Source organism: Leclercia sp. UBA2479, from assembly GCF_002341985.1.
Taxonomy (GTDB): domain Bacteria; phylum Pseudomonadota; class Gammaproteobacteria; order Enterobacterales; family Enterobacteriaceae; genus Enterobacter; species Enterobacter pneumoniae.
The window spans coordinates 15906-34904 of record NZ_DDPB01000002.1; the positions used below are offsets into that span (position 1 = coordinate 15906).

Genomic DNA, 18999 nt, shown 5'->3' on the forward strand with positions numbered 1-18999 from the left:
TTTAACTTTATTATTACAATTAAACTTGATTGCCTTATAAATAAAAAACGGGGCAATTAAATTGCCCCGTAATATAACGTAGGCGACGGAATACGCCTACTCTCTATAATGCTATTTGCGGTTATTTTGCCCAGTAAGCGCTTTTGGCTTTCTGCAGTTTCTCGTAGGCTTTTAACAGCGACTGATGCGCCGGGAAGGCTTTCAAATCGCTGTCCACAGCCTGCAGGCCGTAGAACGGTGCTTCACCACTCAGGGCTGCACTGGCAGCCTCAACGGCGTCTGCGCCATACATACGAACGAAGGCGTGCAGATACTGCAGCGGCTCACGCTCTTCTTCCTGAGAGAGCAGCAGCAAGGTCTGCAGGCAACGGTAGTAGTTCGCACGCTCAGCCGAGAAAATAGAGCCGTTGAACTCAATGGTCCATTCAACCCAGGTCAGAGCCTGCTCCAGATCGCCGCCCGCCAGGGCCAGCATTGCCTTTAGCTCACCGATGCGCAGGGTGTACCAGCCGTTGTCTTTACCGGTTGCCAGCCCCAGCAATTCACGTACGCGAGTAAAATCGTCATTACCTTCGTCATCGAGTTGGGTGATGAGGTTGAGATAATCTTCTTTTTCCCAACGGCTTTCCGGGAGGGAGAGCAGGGTTTCGCGCAGATGCGTGCCCATGGTGTTATTGGCCAACCACAGATCTTCAACCGGATAGATATCAGACATGCCAGGCGCAAGAATACGGCAAGCATAGACACCCAGATGTTCGTAATCGGCGATATACACTTCCTGATCTTCTTCACGGAAGATAGCCATCAGCGTGGCGAATTCCTCTTCGGTGGTGCCGGAGAAGCTCCAGTCCACGAACGGGTAATCTGCATCCTGCTTGAACATATCCCAGGAGATCAGACCGCTGGAATCGATAAAGTGGGTTTCAAGGTTAGCGTGTTCAGCGACTTCTTCGTCGTCAAAGGTGGGTGGCGTAAAGACGTCAAGATCTTTCAGACCGCGGCCCTGCAGCAACTCGGTAACTGTACGCTCAAGCGCCACGCCGAAGTCTGGGTGCGCGCCAAAGGAGGCAAAGCAGGTCCCGTTAGCCGGGTTAAACAGGACCACACAGATAACCGGGTATTTACCGCCCAGCGAGCCGTCATACGCGAAAATAGGGAAACCTTCGGCTTCCAGTTTAGCAATGGATTCCACCACGCCCGGGTAACGCGCAAGAACCTCGCTCGGGATCTCCGGCAGGCTGATTGATTCGGCGATAATGCGGTTTTTGATATGACGCTCAAACACTTCAGACAGACCCTGCACACGCGCTTCGTTGCGGGTGTTACCGGCGGACATACCGTTAGAGACATACAGGTTGCCAACGATATTCATTGGAATGTAGACGGTCTGTTCGTCGGACTGACGGGTAAACGGCAGGGCACAAATCCCACGCTCATCATTGCCGGATTGCAGATCCACCAGCATGCTGGCGGTCAGTTCGTTGTCCAGATCGTAAAACGCGCGCAGACGATCGTCCAGAATACCTTCCGGCAGCTCGTCATCTTCGGTCAGCGGGAACCACTTCTCGTTCGGATAGTGCACAAACGGGCCGTTGGCAATGGTGTCGCCCAGCCAGAAATCCGCAAAGAAATAGTTGGTGGAGAGACGCTCAAAGTACTCACCCAGCGCAGAAGCCAGGGCCGCTTTTTTCGTGGCGCCTTTACCGTTAGTAAAGCACAGGGCACAGTCTTTATCGCGAATATGCACGGACCAGACGTGAGGTACAGGGTTCAGCCAGGACGCTTCTTCAATATTAAAGCCCAGATCGGTCAGTTTTTGCTGGAAGCGTGCGATGGAATCTTCCAGAGCGGCGTCTTTGCCGGGGATAAAGGTTTGGGTCATGATTAGTCAGTTGTTGATGGCAGGATGCGCAATAATACGGCTTTTAAGGAAGGATGGCTATTAACGGGAGAGTGTCAGGGCATGGGGTGACCGCATACCCTGAAAGATTAAAGAATAGGGGCGCAGATACTCACGATCATTGCGGCACCCGACAGACTGGTCCCAACAATTCCGGCCGCCATAACGGCGAAGCCAATGCCCAGCGTAAAGGGCCCGGCGATAGCGCCAAGCACAATAGTGGGAATAAACGCCCCCAGACCAAGGCCGGCCGGTAAAGATAGCAGCCCAAAGCCACCACTGACGACGCAGATTTCGTCACAGGTTAATTCACGCATAAAAAATCCTTTTCAATGAGTTTTGATTTCCAGACGAAAGATTTTAGGGAACAGGCATACCGGGAGTAAATCCCGCGATTGGGAGCAACGTCTGAAATCAGAAGAAATCAGATTTGATTTAGCCCCTGAGCAGCGCAGTCAGGCGGCGGAAAGCGGAACCTGAGCTATGCTTACAGGGAGTAACTTACTGTAAAGGAACAACAAAAATGAAAGCGTTCGATCTCCAACGGATGGCATTCGATAAAGTCCCTCCTGAATTTTTAGGTGAAGTTGCGCTGCGTAGCCTCTATACCTTTGTTTTGGTGTTTCTATTTCTCAAAATAACCGGTCGACGCGGCGTGCGTCAGATGTCGCTTTTCGAAGTGTTAATCATTTTAACCCTGGGCTCCGCGGCCGGAGACGTCGCGTTTTATGACGACGTGCCGATGGTGCCCGTGTTTATTGTTTTTGTGTCACTTGCCTTGCTCTACCGACTGGTGATGTGGCTGATGTCTAAAAGTGAAAAGCTGGAAGACCTGTTCGAAGGGAAGCCGGTCGTTATCATTGAAGAGGGGCAACTGGCCTGGGAAAAAGTGCAAAGCGCGAATATGACGGAGTTTGAGTTCTTTATGGAGCTACGTCTCAACAGCGTTGAACAACTGGGCCAGGTCCGACTGGCTATTATGGAAACCAATGGGCAGATCAGCGTCTATTACTACCCCGATGACGAGGTCAAGCCCGGGCTGTGTATCTTGCCGGATATGCTGATTGACCGTTTTAATACCGTACCTGAGAGCGGGCAGTATGCCTGCATAAAGTGTAGCCATGTCGTGTCCATGCAGGCAGGCGATCATATGTTATGCCCGCGCTGTACCAATCCAGAATGGACGAAGGTTAGTCGGGCCAAACGGCTCGCCTGACAGCCAATTTGTCGGTTTTGTGACAGGGCGGTGGTAGATTGTATTGTGTGACCTGCGCCACATTTCCAGGGTCATAAGTTTTAGACATTGCGGCGCGTGTCACTGAATGATAAAACCGATATCCACAGTTATAACTTATTGCTTTAAGCGTGGTGAGGGGAAATGGCTCAGGTCTTTAATTTCAGTTCAGGTCCGGCAATGTTACCGGCAGAGGTACTTAAGCAAGCTCAGCAAGAGCTGGTTGACTGGCAGGGTCTCGGTACGTCGGTGATGGAGATTAGCCACCGTGGTAAAGAGTTTATCCAGGTGGCGGAAGAGGCAGAAAAGGATTTTCGCGATCTGCTGAATATTCCCTCGAACTACAAAGTATTGTTCTGCCACGGCGGGGGACGCGGTCAATTTGCTGGCGTTCCGCTGAATATTCTCGGTGACAAAACCACGGCAGATTACGTGGATGCGGGCTACTGGGCGGCAAGCGCAGTAAAAGAAGCGCACAAATACTGTACGCCGAACGTTATCGACGCCAAAGTCACCGTCGACGGACTGCGCGCTGTGAAGCCAATGCGCGAATGGCAGCTTTCTGATAACGCCGCGTATCTGCACTACTGCCCGAATGAAACCATCGACGGTATTGCCATTGATAAGACCCCGGACTTCGGTAAAGATGTTGTCGTTGCCGCCGATTTCTCCTCCACTATCCTTTCCGCGCCGCTCGATATCAGCCGCTTCGGTGTTATCTACGCTGGCGCGCAGAAGAACATCGGCCCGGCGGGTTTGACTATCGTCATCGTACGTGAGGATCTATTGGGTAAAGCCCATACAGCTTGCCCATCCATTCTGGACTACACCGTGTTGAACGATAACGACTCTATGTTCAACACCCCGCCAACCTTTGCCTGGTATCTCTCCGGTCTGGTCTTCAAGTGGCTGAAGCAAAATGGCGGTGTGGCGCAGATGGATAAGATCAATCAGCAGAAAGCTGAACTGCTTTATGGCACCATCGATAAGAGCGACTTTTACCGCAACGATGTGGCTAAAGCCAACCGCTCCCGCATGAACGTCCCGTTCCAGCTGGCGGATAGCAATCTGGATAAAGTGTTCCTGGAAGAGTCCTTCGCTGCGGGTCTGCATGCGTTGAAAGGCCACCGCGTCGTTGGCGGAATGCGCGCCTCTATTTATAACGCGATGCCGCTGGAAGGCGTGAAGGCCCTGACCGATTTCATGATCGACTTCGAACGTCGTCACGGTTAATCGCGCTGTTTTCACCCCCGCAGCATCGCTGCGGGGTTTTTATTATGTTGAGTTGAGAGTTAAGTTTCATGGAATCCCTGACGTTACAACCAATCGCGCGAGTAGACGGCACCATCAATCTGCCGGGTTCAAAGAGTGTTTCGAACCGCGCCCTGTTGCTGGCAGCGCTGGCAAATGGCACGACAGTCCTGACCAACCTGCTGGATAGCGATGACGTACGTCATATGCTCAATGCGTTACAAGCGTTGGGCGTTCACTACACGCTCTCTGACGATCGAACCCGTTGTGAAGTTACTGGCAACGGTGGGGCGCTGCGCGCAGCCGAAGAGCTCGAGTTGTTCCTGGGTAACGCCGGCACCGCTATGCGCCCCCTGGCCGCAGCCCTGTGTCTGGGTAACAGCAATATTGTGCTGACGGGCGAACCGCGTATGAAAGAGCGTCCGATTGGTCATCTGGTGGATGCCCTGCGTCAGGGCGGCGCGAAAATTGACTATCTGGAGCAGGAAAACTATCCACCACTGCGCCTGCGCGGAGGCTTCACCGGCGGTCATGTTGAGGTAGATGGCAGCGTTTCCAGCCAGTTCTTAACCGCGCTGCTGATGACCGCGCCGCTGGCACCGCAGGACACCGTGATTACCATCAAAGGCGATCTGGTCTCTAAGCCCTATATCGATATCACGCTGCATCTGATGCAAACTTTCGGCATCGAGGTGGAAAACCACGCTTATCAGCGCTTCGTAGTGCGCGGTGCACAGCAGTATCAATCTCCGGGCCACTATCTTGTTGAAGGCGACGCCTCTTCCGCCTCCTATTTCCTGGCCGCGGGGGCGATTAAGGGCGGCACCGTTAAAGTAACCGGCATCGGCCGTAATAGTGTGCAAGGCGATATCCGCTTTGCAGACGTTCTGGAGAAGATGGGCGCCACGGTGACCTGGGGGGAGGACTTCATCTCCTGTACGCGTGGCGAACTCAACGCCATCGACATGGACATGAACCATATCCCGGATGCGGCGATGACCATTGCGACGGCAGCGCTTTTCGCAAAAGGGACCACCACGCTGCGTAACATCTATAACTGGCGTGTGAAAGAGACCGACCGTCTGTTTGCAATGGCAACCGAACTGCGCAAAGTGGGCGCAGAGGTAGAAGAGGGCGAAGACTACATCCGCGTCACACCGCCGGCACAACTGCAGGTGGCTGAAATCGGCACCTATAACGATCACCGCATGGCGATGTGTTTCTCGCTGGTGGCGCTCTCGGATACCCCGGTGACCATTCTCGATCCGAAATGTACCGCGAAAACCTTCCCGGACTACTTCGAACAGCTGGCGCGCATCAGTACGCTGGCGTAATCATCCTTTGCCGCATCATCGGATGCGGCATTTCCTTACGTTTCCTGACCCACACTCCCGCGCATTTCTTCTACACTCTGCTTCATTAATTTCGTTATTTGCACGCAAAGGTAACAGTTGCGCAAGATGACGCGTATAATGCGCGGCGTTTATATGAACGGTATGCCTTATTTAAGGAGAAAACGATGACGGCAGTTGCCCCGGTAATCACCATTGATGGGCCAAGTGGCGCAGGGAAAGGTACGCTGTGCAAAGCAATGGCGGAAGCATTGCAATGGCATCTTTTAGATTCGGGAGCAATCTATCGCGTACTGGCTTTGGCTGCGCTGCACCACCATGTGGATGTCGCGTCTGAAGAGGCACTGGTCCCGCTGGCTGCGCATCTGGATGTTCGTTTTGTCTCGACCGACGGCAACCTTGAAGTCATTCTCGAAGGTGAAGACGTGAGCGGTGAAATCCGCACCCAGGAAGTGGCCAATGCGGCTTCGCAGGTTGCCGCCTTCCCGCGCGTACGTGAAGCCTTGTTACGACGCCAGCGTGCATTCCGTGAAACACCCGGTTTGATCGCCGACGGTCGCGACATGGGAACCGTGGTTTTCCCTGATGCGCCTGTGAAAATTTTCCTTGATGCCTCATCGGAAGAGCGAGCGCAACGCCGCATGCTTCAGTTGCAGGAGAAGGGGTTTAGTGTTAACTTTGATCGCCTTTTATCCGAGATAAAAGAACGTGATGACCGCGATCGTAACCGCGCCGTCGCGCCACTTGTTCCTGCAGAAGATGCGTTAGTGCTGGACTCTACCAGTTTAACTATTGAGCAAGTGATTGAAAAAGCGCTACAATATGCGCGCCAGAAATTGGCTCTCGCGTAATCGCGACCGATTTAGTAGTACCCCCGCTGCAATGGATTGACGGCGGGTATGTGAAACAACCCCATCCGGCACGGAGCCAGGTGGACGTTAATATTAACCTGAAGATTAAACATGACTGAATCTTTTGCTCAACTATTTGAAGAATCCTTAAAAACAATCGAAACCCGTCCGGGTTCCATCGTTCGCGGTGTTGTTGTTGCTATCGACAAAGACGTAGTACTGGTTGACGCCGGTCTGAAATCTGAGTCCGCCATTCCGGCTGAGCAGTTCAAAAACGCCCAGGGCGAGCTGGAAATCCAGGTCGGTGACGAAGTTGACGTTGCACTGGACGCAGTAGAAGACGGCTTCGGCGAAACCCTGCTGTCTCGTGAGAAAGCTAAACGTCACGAAGCATGGATCACCCTGGAAAAAGCTTACGAAGAAGCTGAAACTGTGGTCGGTGTTATCAACGGCAAAGTTAAAGGTGGCTTCACTGTTGAGCTGAATGGTATTCGTGCGTTCCTGCCAGGTTCACTGGTAGACGTTCGTCCAGTCCGTGACACCCTGCACCTCGAAGGCAAAGAGCTTGAGTTCAAAGTAATCAAGCTGGACCAGAAGCGTAACAACGTTGTTGTATCCCGTCGTGCCGTTATCGAATCCGAAAACAGCGCAGAACGCGATCAGCTGCTGGAAAACCTGCAGGAAGGCATGGAAGTCAAAGGTATCGTTAAGAACCTCACTGACTACGGCGCATTCGTTGACCTGGGCGGCGTTGATGGCCTGCTGCACATCACCGACATGGCGTGGAAACGCGTTAAGCACCCAAGCGAAATCGTGAACGTGGGCGACGAAATCACTGTTAAAGTGCTGAAGTTCGACCGCGAGCGTACTCGTGTATCCCTCGGCCTGAAACAGCTGGGCGAAGATCCATGGGTAGCTATCGCTAAGCGTTACCCAGAAGGTACTAAACTGACTGGTCGCGTTACCAACCTGACCGACTACGGCTGCTTCGTTGAAATCGAAGAAGGCGTTGAAGGCCTGGTGCACGTTTCCGAAATGGACTGGACCAACAAAAACATCCACCCATCCAAAGTTGTTAACGTTGGTGATGTAGTGGAAGTGATGGTTCTGGATATCGACGAAGAACGTCGTCGTATCTCCCTGGGCCTGAAGCAGTGCAAAAACAACCCGTGGCAGCAGTTCGCGGAAACCCACAACAAGGGTGACCGTGTTGAAGGTAAAATCAAGTCTATCACTGACTTCGGTATCTTCATCGGCCTGGACGGCGGCATCGATGGCCTGGTTCACCTGTCTGACATCTCCTGGAACGTTGCAGGCGAAGAAGCAGTACGTGAATTCAAGAAAGGCGACGAAATCGCTGCAGTTGTTCTGCAGGTTGACGCAGAACGTGAGCGTATCTCCCTGGGCGTTAAGCAGCTGGCAGAAGATCCGTTCAACAACTGGGTTGCACTGAACAAGAAAGGCGCAATCGTAAACGGTAAAGTAACTGCAGTTGACGCTAAAGGCGCAACCGTAGAACTGGCTGACGGCGTTGAAGGTTACCTGCGCGCTTCCGAAGCTTCCCGTGACCGCGTTGAAGATGCAACTCTGGTTCTGAGCGTTGGCGATGACGTTGAAGCTAAGTTCACCGGTGTTGACCGTAAGAACCGTGCAATCAGCCTGTCTGTTCGTGCTAAAGACGAAGCTGATGAGAAAGATGCAATCGCAACTGTTAACAAACAGGAAGATGCAAACTTCTCTAACAACGCAATGGCTGAAGCTTTCAAAGCAGCTAAAGGCGAGTAATTCAAGTAATCCGATTCCTTTGAGCTATAACGCAGTTACGGCTCTAAGGATAACGAGTCTACTTGACAGATTGCAGGATTCGTCCTGTAATCAATAACAAAGGGCGGCTACGGCCGCCCTTGTTTAATAAGCTGTTCAGCTAATAGGTTTGAAGGAACCGGAGGAATCATGACCAAGTCAGAATTGATCGAAAGACTTGCCAGCCAGCAATCACACATCCCTGCAAAAGCTGTCGAAGATGCAGTGAAAGAGATGCTTGAGCATATGGCCTCGACTCTGGCACAGGGCGAGCGCATTGAAATCCGCGGTTTCGGAAGTTTTTCACTGCACTATCGTGCACCACGCACCGGGCGTAACCCGAAGACTGGCGATAAAGTAGAGCTGGAAGGTAAATACGTTCCGCACTTCAAGCCGGGTAAAGAATTGCGCGATCGCGCCAATATTTATGGCGACTGATTCTGCCCTGCTGGCGTGAATGAGTTGTTGAAGAAAAGCACCTGCGGGTGCTTTTTTTCGTCTTAAATTCCTCTTCCTGAAAGAACCGCGCAATTTTTAGTGCAACCTTGCAATCATCTTGAAAACTTTTCGTACGCGCTTCCTTATTCATCTTAAGCCATATGACCAGGACTGAATGACCGGGCACACTCCCTGCTAACAGGGAGGTGGAAATGAGTCTGACTGGACTATCAACATGCGTCATCCTGGCGATCGTGCCATTGCTATGGCTGCCTGCGTTGCCAGATTTACATGTTATTCAGGCTATCGCCTTCGCAGGGGCCATCGGTGCCTGGTGTCGCTGTCGGCCTGTGCGGTTGACCGGCTTCTGGCTTCTCTTTATGGCCTGGGGGCTGCTTGCCGGGCAGGCGATAGTCTGGCCGATGACCCACCTGACCAAAGGCCGGCAGGAGGCCGAGGTCATTCTTACCGCCAGCGATGGTGACACTACGCACCGGGCGAAAATTATCCGCATCAATGGTCAACGCCTTTCACCTGCCGTCGGGGTGAAGCTCTATGGTCAGGCGCTTCCCCAGGCCGGGTGTGCAGGGCAACGCTGGCGCATGACGCTCGCCTTGCGTCCAGTGCATGGACAGCTCAATGAAGGGGGTTTTGACGCGCAGCGCCATGCCCTGTCACAACATTTACCGTTGACCGGGCGTTTCGCGCACGCCCAACTGCTGGATGCCCGCTGCAGTCTGCGTGCCCGCTATCTCGCCTCTCTGAGTGCGACGCTGGAGCCATATCAATGGGGAGCCGTCATGCTGGGATTAGGGATGGGGGAGCGGCTGACGGTCAAGCCAGAAGTAAATGACCTGATGCGGGAAACCGGTACATCCCATCTGATGGCGATTTCAGGATTACATATTGCGCTGGCCGCATCAGCTCTCTGGCTTTTGGTGCGTGCTTTCCAGTTTTTTATCCCTGTACATCGAATAGGCTGGCGAAGCCCGCTAGTTGCCGGTTTTTGCTTTGCTACATTTTACGCGGGGCTGACCGGTATGCAGCCTCCTGCGCTGCGTACCGTGGTATCGCTGGCGGTTTGCCTCGCCTTACAACTCAGCGGGCGACGCTGGTCATCATGGCAGGTATGGCGGGTTTGCATAGCCGCGATCCTGTTTGTCGATCCGCTGGCTGTGCTCTCTCATAGCCTGCTGCTTTCCGCCTTTGCGGTAGCGGCGCTTATCTTCTGGTTTCAGTGGTTGCCCGTGACGAATAGGAGGTTACCCCGGGGAGTGCAGCCCATTGCGAACTTGCTGCATCTACAGTTGGGAATGCTGTTTTTACTACTGCCCCTGCAGGTTGCGTTGTTTCATGGTTTCAGCCTTTCTTCGCTGGCGGCGAATCTGGTTGCCGTACCGCTGGTCACTTTTGTGGCGGTACCGCTCATTTTGCTGGGAATGTTTTGCCATCTTGTGGCCCTGAGCATGGTTGAAAATGGGCTGTGGATGGCCACTGATGCCGTACTTGATCTGCTGTTCAGGTTTTTGAAAATTCTGCCCAATGGCTGGATTGGGGTAGACAATCGGTGGACCGGGCTGGCACTCCTTCCCTGGCTTGCGCTTATCGGCTGGCGGATGCGCGTCTGGAAGAGCTCGCCGGTACTCGGTCTGGTGGTCATCATTGTGTTCACGTTCCCGTTTTGGCGAGCCAGGCACGATAACAGCTGGGCACTGCATATGTTGGATGTTGGACAGGGGCTGGCTATGGTCATTGAACGTCAGGGCAGGGCGGTGCTTTATGACACAGGCCCAGCGTGGCCGGGGGGAGACAGCGCTCAACTGCACATTATTCCCTGGCTACGCTGGCATCATTTATATCCTGACGGCGTTATTCTCAGTCACGATCATCTGGATCACGCCGGAGGCCTGAACACTTTGCGCAAAACCTGGCCAGATATGTGGGTTCGTAGTCCGCTGCGTCAGGAAGACCATATGCCCTGTTTTCGCGGTGAACGCTGGCAATGGCAGGGGCTGACCTTTACCGCACACTGGCCTGTCGATGCCGTTCGCTGGCGCGGAAATAATCGCTCCTGCGTGGTGAAAGTGGATGACGGGGTACACAGCGTATTATTAACAGGCGATATTGAAGCTGAGGCGGAAAAGGCGATGCTGAGTCACCACTGGCAATATCTTCCGTCTACACTTATCCAGGTGCCTCACCACGGGAGCAATACCTCCTCAACGCTGCCTTTGATACAGCGCGTTAATGGGCATATCGCACTGGTCTCTGCTTCACGATTTAACGCCTGGCGCTTGCCGTCGGTGAAAGTGGCAAATCGCTATCGTAAGGAGGGTTATCAGTGGGTCACTACGCCCCAGAGCGGGCAAATCACGGTGACGTTTACACCGCAAGCGTGGCAAATCCAACGTTTACGATATCAATATTTCCGTCGTTGGTATCATCAGTGGTTTGGCGTGCCCGGCGATAACGGGTAGAATATGCGGCTATTTCAACAAATGCTGGTTTTATGAATGCATAACGATAAAGATCTCTCCACGTGGCAGACCTTCCGCCGTCTCTGGCCGATGATTGCACCTTTCAAGCCTGGTCTGATCGTGGCAGCCGTCGCGTTAATTCTCAACGCTGCCAGCGATACTTTCATGCTATCGCTTCTCAAGCCACTGTTGGACGAGGGTTTTGGTAAAACGGATCGCTCTGTGCTGCTGTGGATGCCTTTGGTGGTTATCGGCCTGATGGTCATGCGTGGTATCACCAGCTATGTCTCTAGCTACTGCATCTCCTGGGTGTCAGGAAAAGTGGTAATGACGATGCGCCGCCGTCTGTTCAGCCACATGATGGGCATGCCGGTCTCCTTCTTCGACAAGCAGTCCACCGGGACGCTGTTGTCGCGCATTACCTACGACTCAGAACAGGTTGCCTCTTCCTCTTCCGGCGCGCTGATTACCGTGGTGCGTGAAGGCGCGTCGATTATCGGCCTGTTCATCATGATGTTTTACTACAGCTGGCAGCTGTCGCTGATACTCATCGTACTCGCCCCGGTTGTCTCTATCGCCATTCGCGTCGTCTCCAAACGTTTCCGCAATATCAGTAAAAATATGCAGAACACCATGGGACAAGTGACCACCAGCGCAGAGCAGATGCTGAAAGGCCACAAAGAGGTGCTGATCTTCGGCGGTCAGGAAGTTGAAACCAAACGCTTCGATAAGGTCAGCAACAAAATGCGTACCCAGGGGATGAAAATGGTTTCCGCTTCATCCATCTCCGATCCAATCATTCAGCTGATTGCCTCCCTTGCCCTGGCGTTTGTACTGTATGCTGCGAGCTTCCCAAGCGTGATGGAAACCCTGACGGCCGGTACGATTACCGTTGTCTTCTCGTCAATGATTGCCCTGATGCGCCCGCTCAAATCGCTGACTAACGTCAACGCGCAGTTCCAGCGCGGTATGGCAGCCTGCCAGACGCTGTTCAGTATCCTCGATTCAGAGCAGGAGAAAGACGAAGGGACGCGCGTGATTGAGCGTGCAAAAGGCAATGTCCAGTTCCGCAACGTCACCTTTACCTACCCGGGCCGTGAAGCGCCTGCGCTGCGTAATATCAATCTGGATATTCCGGAAGGTAAAACCGTGGCACTGGTTGGCCGGTCTGGTTCGGGTAAATCGACCATCGCTAGTCTGATGACCCGTTTTTACGATATCGATGAGGGTGAGATTTTACTCGATGGGCACGATTTGCGGGAATATACCCTGCAGTCGCTGCGTAACCAGGTTGCGCTGGTTTCTCAGAACGTCCACCTGTTCAATGATACCGTTGCCAATAACATCGCCTATGCCCGTACAGAAGAGTACAGCCGCGAGCAGATCGAAAACGCTGCCCGTATGGCCTATGCGATGGACTTTATCAATAAGATGGATAACGGTCTTGATACCGTTATTGGTGAAAACGGCGTGCTGCTCTCCGGCGGTCAGCGTCAACGTATCGCGATTGCCCGCGCGCTGCTGCGTGATAGCCCGATACTGATTCTCGACGAAGCCACCTCTGCGCTCGATACCGAGTCAGAGCGTGCCATTCAGTCGGCACTGGATGAGCTGCAGAAAAACCGTACCTCGCTGGTGATTGCGCACCGTCTCTCTACCATCGAACAGGCCGATGAGATTGTGGTGGTGGAAGATGGCGTCATTGTTGAGCGCGGCAGCCATGCCGATCTGCTTGAACAACGCGGTGTCTATGCTCAGCTTCATAAGATGCAGTTTGGCGCATGATTGCCCGCATCTGGTCCGGTGAGTCACCCCTGTGGCTGTTGCTGTTACCGCTCTCCTGGCTGTATGGCCTGGTGAGCGGTCTCATACGCCTCAGCTACAGGTTGGGCCTGAAAAAAGCATGGCGTGCTCCCGTGCCCGTTGTGGTCGTTGGAAATCTTACCGCCGGTGGCAACGGCAAAACGCCGGTTGTTATCTGGCTGGTAGAGCAGTTAACGCGTCAGGGGATTCGCGTGGGCGTTGTCTCACGGGGTTATGGCGGCAAAGCGGCTAGCTATCCTCTGGTGCTTAATGCGCAGACAACGACAGCAGAAGCTGGCGATGAACCGGTATTAATCTTCCAGCGTACCGGAGTGCCGGTGGCGGTGTCCCCGGTACGCAGCGAAGCCGTACAGGCGCTGCTGGAATATGCTCCGGTACAGCTGGTCATTACGGATGACGGTCTGCAGCACTACGCGCTGGCGCGTGATAAAGAGATAGTGGTCGTGGACGGTGTCCGTCGTTTTGGGAATGGCTGGTGGTTGCCTGCCGGGCCGATGCGCGAGCGGGCTTCCCGTTTAGATTCCGTCGATGCGATCATCGTCAATGGCGGCGCGGCCCAGGCGGGTGAGATCCCGATGCGGCTGCAGCCGGGGCTGGCAGTTAATCTGCTCAGCGGTGAACGTCGTAACGTGGCTGAACTCCCGGGCCTGGTTGCGATGGCGGGCATTGGCCATCCGCCGCGCTTCTTCGCCACCCTGGAGCAGTGCGGCGCCACGCTGGTAAAAAAAATCCCGCTGGCTGACCATCAGGCAGTGAGCCAGCAGCAGGTTGCGGCGATGACCACTTCGGGCCAGACATTAATCATGACCGAAAAAGACGCTGTAAAATGTCGCCCCTTTGCGCGTGATAACTGGTGGTATTTGCCTGTCGATGCAGAGTTAGAGGGCGAGCGCCCTGAAAAACTGCTTCTGGAACTGATCGCCCTCGCGCGCCAGGCTAATGAGGTCGCCACCGCGCATTAACTGACAGGACACGCTATGGCTCTCCCCTGGCTTACGCTTTCAGCTGCACGTCATCTTCATCTTTCTGCCCAGGGGCTGCTAAAAAAGCCTCGCCGCCGCGCAAAGCCTACGGACATCCTTCCTGCCATTCAACGCATGTCGTTGCTGCAAATCGATACCATCAATATTGTCGCCCGCAGCCCTTACCTAGTGCTCTTCAGTCGTCTTGGTGCGTATTCGCCTGAGTGGCTTGATAACGCCCTCAGTAACGGCGAACTGATGGAGTACTGGGCCCATGAGGCCTGCTTTCTGCCGCGCAGTGATTTTGCCCTGGTGCGCCATCGCATGCGCGCTCCGGACAAGATGGGCTGGAAATACCGTAAAGAGTGGATGGAACAACACGCCCAGGAAATTAAAGCGCTGACAGAGCATATCCAGCAAAACGGCCCGGTCCGTTCCGCTGACTTTGAACATCCGCGTAAAGGTGCTAGCGGCTGGTGGGAGTGGAAGCCCCATAAACGCCATCTCGAAGGACTCTTTACCGCCGGGGAAGTGATGGTGATCGCGCGGCGGAATTTCCAGCGGGTCTACGATTTGACCCACCGGATGATGCCGCACTGGGACGATGAGCGGGATATGCTCTCTCAGAGCGCGGCTGAAGCTATCATGCTGGAAAACAGCGCCCGCAGTCTGGGCATTTTTCGCCCGCAATGGCTGGCCGATTATTATCGGCTGCGCCAGCCAGCCCTGGCGCCCCTTTTGCAGGAGTGGCAGGCGCAACGGCGGATCATTCCCGTGGAGGTAGAGTCGTTAGGCGCAATGTGGCTGCACAGCGATCTGCTACCTGAACTGGAACTCGCGCTGGCGGGAAAACTGACAGCAACCCGCAGTGCGGTTTTATCCCCCTTTGACCCGGTAGTATGGGACCGCAAACGCGCCGAACAGTTTTTTGATTTTAGCTATCGGCTGGAGTGTTATACCCCGGCTCCCAAACGCCAGTATGGCTATTTTGTCCTGCCCTTGCTGCATAAAGGGCAACTGGTGGGGCGAATGGATGCCAAAATGCACCGTAAAGCTGGCGAGCTTGAGATTATTTCTCTCTATCTGGAAGAGGGGACGCGAGTCACCGCCGGGCTGGTGAAGGGGCTGCACGCCGCAATAACCGAATTTGCTGCCTGGCAGGGCGCAACGCGCGTTCGGCTGGGTCAACTGCCGCACGGTCTGTTTGCTACCTGTCGAAGTGGCTGGGAAATAGACGCGGTCTGAAAAAGGAATATGGTAAGCTTTAGCCATAACCTATACGGAGGAATCATGGATCACCGTTTACTTGAAATCATTGCCTGCCCGGTGTGCAACGGCAAACTCTATTACAGCCAGGATAAGCAGGAACTTATCTGTAAAGTGGATAGCCTGGCGTTCCCTCTGCGTGACGGGATCCCTGTCCTGCTGGAAACCGAAGCCCGCGCGCTGGCGGCAGAAGAGAGCAAACCATGAGTTTTGTGGTCATCATTCCTGCGCGTTTTGCCTCCACCCGTCTGCCGGGTAAACCGCTGGTCGATATCAATGGCAAACCCATGATTGTGCATGTCCTTGAGCGTGCGCGGGAATCGGGTGCCGAGCGTGTGATCGTGGCAACCGATCATGAAGAGGTGGCTCGTGCGGTGGAAGCCGCCGGGGGCGAAGTGTGCATGACCCGTGCCGATCACCAGTCCGGTACCGAACGTCTGGCCGAGGTGGTTGAGAAGTGCGGTTTTAGCGACGACACGGTCATTGTTAACGTCCAGGGCGATGAGCCCATGATCCCGGCGGTGATTATCCGTCAGGTCGCGGAAAATCTGGCGCAGCGTCAGGTGGGAATGGCCACGCTGGCGGTGCCCATTCACAGTGCGGAAGAGGCATTTAACCCTAACGCCGTAAAAGTGGTGATGGATGCCGAAGGCTACGCGCTCTACTTCTCCCGCGCGACCATTCCATGGGATCGCGACCGTTTTGCCGCTTCGCGCGAAACCGTGGGCGATACTTTTCTCCGTCATCTGGGGATCTACGGCTACCGCGCCGGGTTTATCCGCCGCTATGTGACCTGGGCTCCGAGCCCGCTGGAGCAGATCGAATTGCTTGAGCAGCTGCGCGTGCTCTGGTACGGCGAGAAGATCCATGTCGCCGTGGCCGAACAGGTGCCCGGGACAGGAGTTGATACCCAGGAAGATCTTGAGCGCGTTCGCGCAGAGTTACGCTAATCCCGCCCATCCCCTCCGTCGAGGGGATTTTTTCGCTTCATTTGATGAAATCTTTTCCCGGATTGATCTCAGAAGGGTGACATCCGTCGTCCGCGCGCTCATTATAAAAGCAGTAGTCTTGATGGGGGTAATCTCAAATGGAACAGCTGCGAGTGGAGCTCAGCCATCTGCTGGGAGAAAAATTGAGCCGCGTGGAGTGTGTCCACGAAAAGGCCGATACCACGCTCTGGTCTCTGTATGACAGCCAGGGTAATCCGCTGCCGCTACTGGCCAGAAGTTTCTCCTCCCCGGGCGTTGCCCGGCAGCTGGCGTGGAAGATCTCCATGCTGGCGCGCAGCGGTACCGTGCGCATGCCCACGGTTTACGGTGTCATGACCCACGAGGATCATCCCGGCCCGGATGTATTACTGATTGAACGTCTGCGCGGGGTCTCTGTTGAAGCCCCGGCGCGCACGCCGGATCGCTGGGAACAACTTAAAGATCAGATCGTCGAGGCGCTGCTCTCCTGGCATCGACACGATAGTGGCGGGCTGGTCGGCCCGGTCGACAGCACTCAGGAAAACCTCTGGCCGCTCTGGTATCGCCAGCGCGTTGAAGTCCTTTGGGGAACACTGAATCAGTATCAGAACACCGGATTAACGATGCAGGACAGGCGGATCCTGTTTCGTACCCGGCAGTGTCTGCCCGCACTTTTCGAAGGTTTCAACGACAACAGCGTTCTGATTCACGGCAACTTTACGCTGCGTAGCATGCTTAAAGATCCACGTAGCGATCAGTTGCTGGCGATGGTGGGGCCGGGGGTTATGCTTTGGGCACCGCGCGAGTACGAGCTGTTTCGTCTGAGCGACAGCGGCCTGGCAGAAGGATTGCTCTGGCACTACCTACAGCGCGCGCCCGTGTCCGAATCCTTCCTCTGGCGTCGTTGGCTTTATATGTTGTGGGATGAAGTGGCACAGCTGGTGAATACCGGCCGTTTCAGCCGTGCCAACTTCGATCTGGCCTCTAAATCACTGCTCCCCTGGCTCGTCTGAAGCACCTTTCAGCCATTGCCAGATTCGGCCCAGCGTCTCATACGCTACGCGATCGCTGTGCATTAACCAGACTGGAGAGGGGATGACCTTCTCCCAGGGGTTGAGCGGGGCGTTGATCGCCAACTGGTTTGCCGGCGCAGGTAGCGGATGCAGCCCCACATGCCTGAAGAAAATCACCGCACGTGGCAGATGTGACGCGGAGGTCACCAGCAAGAAGGGCGCATCGCCAATCGCCTTCTTGACCGCTGCCGCCTCTTCTTCCGTATCTTTCGGGCTATCGAGTGTGATGATCTCGCTTCGCGGTACTCCCAGTGATTCTGCTACGCGTGCACCCGCTTCGGCCGTGCTTACCGGGTTCGTCTTCGCTGCCGCGCCGGTGAAGATCAACTTCGATCCGGGGTTCGCCCGCCACAGGCGAATACCTTCGTTAAGCCGCGGCAGGCTATTGTTAATCAGGTTAGAGCTGGGTGCCCACTGGGGATCCCAGGTATAGCCGCCCCCCAGAATCACAATGTAGGCCACTTTCTGTGTATTCTGCCAGGTAGGATAGCGCTCCTCTATGGGTCGCAAGAGCCCATCGGCAACTGGCTGCAGGCTTAACAGCAACAAGGCCAGCCAACCGACGGTGGTCAAAATTTTTCCCGCTTTCTGAAACCGGCTGAACCACAGCAACGCCAGCCCCAGCGCGATAATCAACAGCAGCAGCGGCAGCGGCAACATCATGCCGCCAAGGTATTTCTTCAGTGTAAAAAGCATCCTTTTTGGTTCCTTTTTTAACCATATAGCAGGCTAATACCGGTGATATTACACCAGAGAGGTTCATTCTCCGCGCGGGTGTGACAAAATAGCGGTTTTGCAGTTAGCGAGTGGAACTCTCCCAATGCGGGATCGCAATTTTGATGACATCGCGGAAAAGTTTTCGCGCAATATTTACGGCACCACGAAAGGGCAGTTACGTCAGACGATCCTCTGGCAGGATCTGGACAACATTCTTGCCGAAGCGGGTGACCGTACGTTGCGTGTACTCGATGCTGGTGGCGGGGAGGGGCAGACTGCCATTTTGATGGCGCAGCGTGGTCACCACGTCACACTTTGCGATCTCTCTTCTGAAATGGTTGCGCGTGCACAACGGGCCGCAGAAGAGAAAGGTGTGAGCGAGAACATGCATTTTATACATTGCGCCGCTCAGGACATCCCGCAGCATTTGGAAACGCAGGTTGATCTGATATTGTTCCATGCTGTGCTGGAATGGGTGGCTGAGCCGCAGGCGGTGTTAAAAACGCTGTGGTCGATGTTGTCGCCTGGCGGTACGTTATCGCTGATGTTTTACAACGCCAATGGCCTGCTGATGCGTAACGTACTGGTGGGCAATTTCGGCTATGTGCAGCAGGGTATGTACAAAAAGAAACGGCGCACGCTTTCGCCGGATTTCCCCCGTGAACCGCAGCAGGTCTATGGCTGGCTGGAGGAGATTGGCTGGGAGATCACCGGTAAAACAGGCGTGAGGGTGTTTCATGATTATCTGCGTGATAAACAAAAACAGCATGACTGTTTAGACGCCTTAACAGAAATTGAAACGCGGTATTGTCGCCAGGAGCCTTACTTAAGCCTTGGCCGCTATATTCACGTCACCGCGCGCAAGCCGCAGATGCAAGGATAA

17 protein-coding genes are annotated in these 18999 nt (G+C 54.5%); 14 read left to right on the top strand and 3 right to left on the bottom strand.

What is annotated here, in order from left to right; all coding sequences use genetic code 11:
* Positions 1-121: 121 nt before the first annotated feature.
* Both ycaO and B3B59_RS01230 read right to left on the bottom strand, forming a co-directional pair.
* Positions 122-1882: a 30S ribosomal protein S12 methylthiotransferase accessory factor YcaO gene (ycaO, locus tag B3B59_RS01225; RefSeq protein WP_046887188.1), complete on the bottom strand. Its 1761-nt coding sequence runs from the start codon at positions 1880-1882 to the stop codon at positions 122-124.
* Positions 1883-1989: 107 nt separating this feature from the next.
* Complete coding sequence (locus B3B59_RS01230) at positions 1990-2217, bottom strand: hypothetical protein (RefSeq protein WP_207293363.1); 228 nt, start codon at positions 2215-2217, stop codon at positions 1990-1992.
* 206 nt (positions 2218-2423) lie between these two features.
* On the opposite strand from B3B59_RS01230, the gene B3B59_RS01235 reads away from it, so the two are divergent.
* From B3B59_RS01235 to B3B59_RS01295, 13 genes are all read left to right on the top strand, one after another.
* Positions 2424-3116, top strand: coding sequence for a DUF421 domain-containing protein (locus B3B59_RS01235; RefSeq protein WP_046887186.1), 693 nt, complete (start codon positions 2424-2426; stop codon positions 3114-3116).
* A gap of 162 nt (positions 3117-3278) precedes the next feature.
* Entirely contained in the window at positions 3279-4367 is a 1089-nt protein-coding gene (gene serC / locus B3B59_RS01240; RefSeq protein WP_286807928.1) for a 3-phosphoserine/phosphohydroxythreonine transaminase, read from the top strand.
* Between the two features lie 68 nt (positions 4368-4435).
* Complete coding sequence (gene aroA, locus B3B59_RS01245; RefSeq protein ID WP_046887185.1) at positions 4436-5719, top strand: 3-phosphoshikimate 1-carboxyvinyltransferase; 1284 nt, start codon at positions 4436-4438, stop codon at positions 5717-5719.
* A gap of 185 nt (positions 5720-5904) precedes the next feature.
* Complete coding sequence (gene cmk / locus B3B59_RS01250) at positions 5905-6588, top strand: (d)CMP kinase (protein WP_040076329.1); 684 nt, start codon at positions 5905-5907, stop codon at positions 6586-6588.
* A 111-nt stretch (positions 6589-6699) separates the two neighbouring features.
* Positions 6700-8373 carry a 30S ribosomal protein S1 gene (gene rpsA, locus B3B59_RS01255; RefSeq protein ID WP_006174462.1) on the top strand — a complete coding sequence of 558 codons (1674 nt, stop codon included), beginning with the start codon at positions 6700-6702 and terminating at the stop codon, positions 8371-8373.
* Between the two features lie 168 nt (positions 8374-8541).
* Complete coding sequence (gene ihfB, locus B3B59_RS01260) at positions 8542-8829, top strand: integration host factor subunit beta (protein ID WP_040076328.1); 288 nt, start codon at positions 8542-8544, stop codon at positions 8827-8829.
* A gap of 212 nt (positions 8830-9041) precedes the next feature.
* Positions 9042-11306: a ComEC family protein gene (locus B3B59_RS01265; protein WP_286807929.1), complete on the top strand. Its 2265-nt coding sequence runs from the start codon at positions 9042-9044 to the stop codon at positions 11304-11306.
* Between the two features lie 36 nt (positions 11307-11342).
* A complete protein-coding gene (gene msbA / locus B3B59_RS01270; protein WP_040076326.1) occupies positions 11343-13091 on the top strand; it encodes a lipid A ABC transporter ATP-binding protein/permease MsbA in 1749 nt (582 codons plus the stop codon).
* The gene (gene lpxK, locus B3B59_RS01275) at positions 13088-14092 is read left to right on the top strand and encodes a tetraacyldisaccharide 4'-kinase (protein ID WP_286807930.1); all 1005 of its coding nucleotides are present in this window, start codon (positions 13088-13090) and stop codon (positions 14090-14092) included. Before msbA ends, lpxK begins: the two co-directional genes overlap by 4 nt.
* A 15-nt stretch (positions 14093-14107) precedes the next feature.
* Positions 14108-15337, top strand: a complete 1230-nt coding sequence (locus B3B59_RS01280; protein WP_286807931.1) for a winged helix-turn-helix domain-containing protein — start codon at positions 14108-14110, stop codon at positions 15335-15337.
* A gap of 45 nt (positions 15338-15382) precedes the next feature.
* Positions 15383-15565, top strand: coding sequence for a protein YcaR (gene ycaR, locus B3B59_RS01285; protein ID WP_040076323.1), 183 nt, complete (start codon positions 15383-15385; stop codon positions 15563-15565).
* A complete protein-coding gene (kdsB, locus tag B3B59_RS01290) occupies positions 15562-16308 on the top strand; it encodes a 3-deoxy-manno-octulosonate cytidylyltransferase (protein ID WP_040076322.1) in 747 nt (248 codons plus the stop codon). The genes ycaR and kdsB overlap by 4 nt, the downstream gene beginning before the upstream one ends.
* Before the next feature lie 137 nt (positions 16309-16445).
* Positions 16446-17339, top strand: coding sequence for a YcbJ family phosphotransferase (locus B3B59_RS01295; RefSeq protein WP_286807932.1), 894 nt, complete (start codon positions 16446-16448; stop codon positions 17337-17339).
* Here the strand turns inward: B3B59_RS01295 and elyC are convergent.
* Positions 17316-18095 carry an envelope biogenesis factor ElyC gene (elyC, locus tag B3B59_RS01300; protein ID WP_286807933.1) on the bottom strand — a complete coding sequence of 260 codons (780 nt, stop codon included), beginning with the start codon at positions 18093-18095 and terminating at the stop codon, positions 17316-17318. The genes B3B59_RS01295 and elyC overlap by 24 nt on opposite strands.
* 124 nt (positions 18096-18219) lie before the next feature.
* On the opposite strand from elyC, the gene cmoM reads away from it, so the two are divergent.
* Positions 18220-18999, top strand: coding sequence for a tRNA uridine 5-oxyacetic acid(34) methyltransferase CmoM (cmoM, locus tag B3B59_RS01305; protein WP_040076319.1), 780 nt, complete (start codon positions 18220-18222; stop codon positions 18997-18999).

Excerpts from the sequence above, each read along its gene's own strand:
- ycaO (WP_046887188.1), bottom strand. The coding sequence starts at position 1,882 with ATGACCCAAACCTTTATCCCCGGCAAAGACGCCGCTCTGGAAGATTCC.
- B3B59_RS01230 (WP_207293363.1), bottom strand. The coding sequence starts at position 2,217 with ATGCGTGAATTAACCTGTGACGAAATCTGCGTCGTCAGTGGTGGCTTT.
- B3B59_RS01235 (WP_046887186.1), top strand. The coding sequence starts at position 2,424 with ATGAAAGCGTTCGATCTCCAACGGATGGCATTCGATAAAGTCCCTCCT.
- serC (WP_286807928.1), top strand. The coding sequence starts at position 3,279 with ATGGCTCAGGTCTTTAATTTCAGTTCAGGTCCGGCAATGTTACCGGCA.
- aroA (WP_046887185.1), top strand. The coding sequence starts at position 4,436 with ATGGAATCCCTGACGTTACAACCAATCGCGCGAGTAGACGGCACCATC.
- cmk (WP_040076329.1), top strand. The coding sequence starts at position 5,905 with ATGACGGCAGTTGCCCCGGTAATCACCATTGATGGGCCAAGTGGCGCA.
- rpsA (WP_006174462.1), top strand. The coding sequence starts at position 6,700 with ATGACTGAATCTTTTGCTCAACTATTTGAAGAATCCTTAAAAACAATC.
- ihfB (WP_040076328.1), top strand. The coding sequence starts at position 8,542 with ATGACCAAGTCAGAATTGATCGAAAGACTTGCCAGCCAGCAATCACAC.
- B3B59_RS01265 (WP_286807929.1), top strand. The coding sequence starts at position 9,042 with ATGAGTCTGACTGGACTATCAACATGCGTCATCCTGGCGATCGTGCCA.
- msbA (WP_040076326.1), top strand. The coding sequence starts at position 11,343 with ATGCATAACGATAAAGATCTCTCCACGTGGCAGACCTTCCGCCGTCTC.
- lpxK (WP_286807930.1), top strand. The coding sequence starts at position 13,088 with ATGATTGCCCGCATCTGGTCCGGTGAGTCACCCCTGTGGCTGTTGCTG.
- B3B59_RS01280 (WP_286807931.1), top strand. The coding sequence starts at position 14,108 with ATGGCTCTCCCCTGGCTTACGCTTTCAGCTGCACGTCATCTTCATCTT.
- ycaR (WP_040076323.1), top strand. The coding sequence starts at position 15,383 with ATGGATCACCGTTTACTTGAAATCATTGCCTGCCCGGTGTGCAACGGC.
- kdsB (WP_040076322.1), top strand. The coding sequence starts at position 15,562 with ATGAGTTTTGTGGTCATCATTCCTGCGCGTTTTGCCTCCACCCGTCTG.
- B3B59_RS01295 (WP_286807932.1), top strand. The coding sequence starts at position 16,446 with ATGGAACAGCTGCGAGTGGAGCTCAGCCATCTGCTGGGAGAAAAATTG.
- elyC (WP_286807933.1), bottom strand. The coding sequence starts at position 18,095 with ATGCTTTTTACACTGAAGAAATACCTTGGCGGCATGATGTTGCCGCTG.
- cmoM (WP_040076319.1), top strand. The coding sequence starts at position 18,220 with ATGCGGGATCGCAATTTTGATGACATCGCGGAAAAGTTTTCGCGCAAT.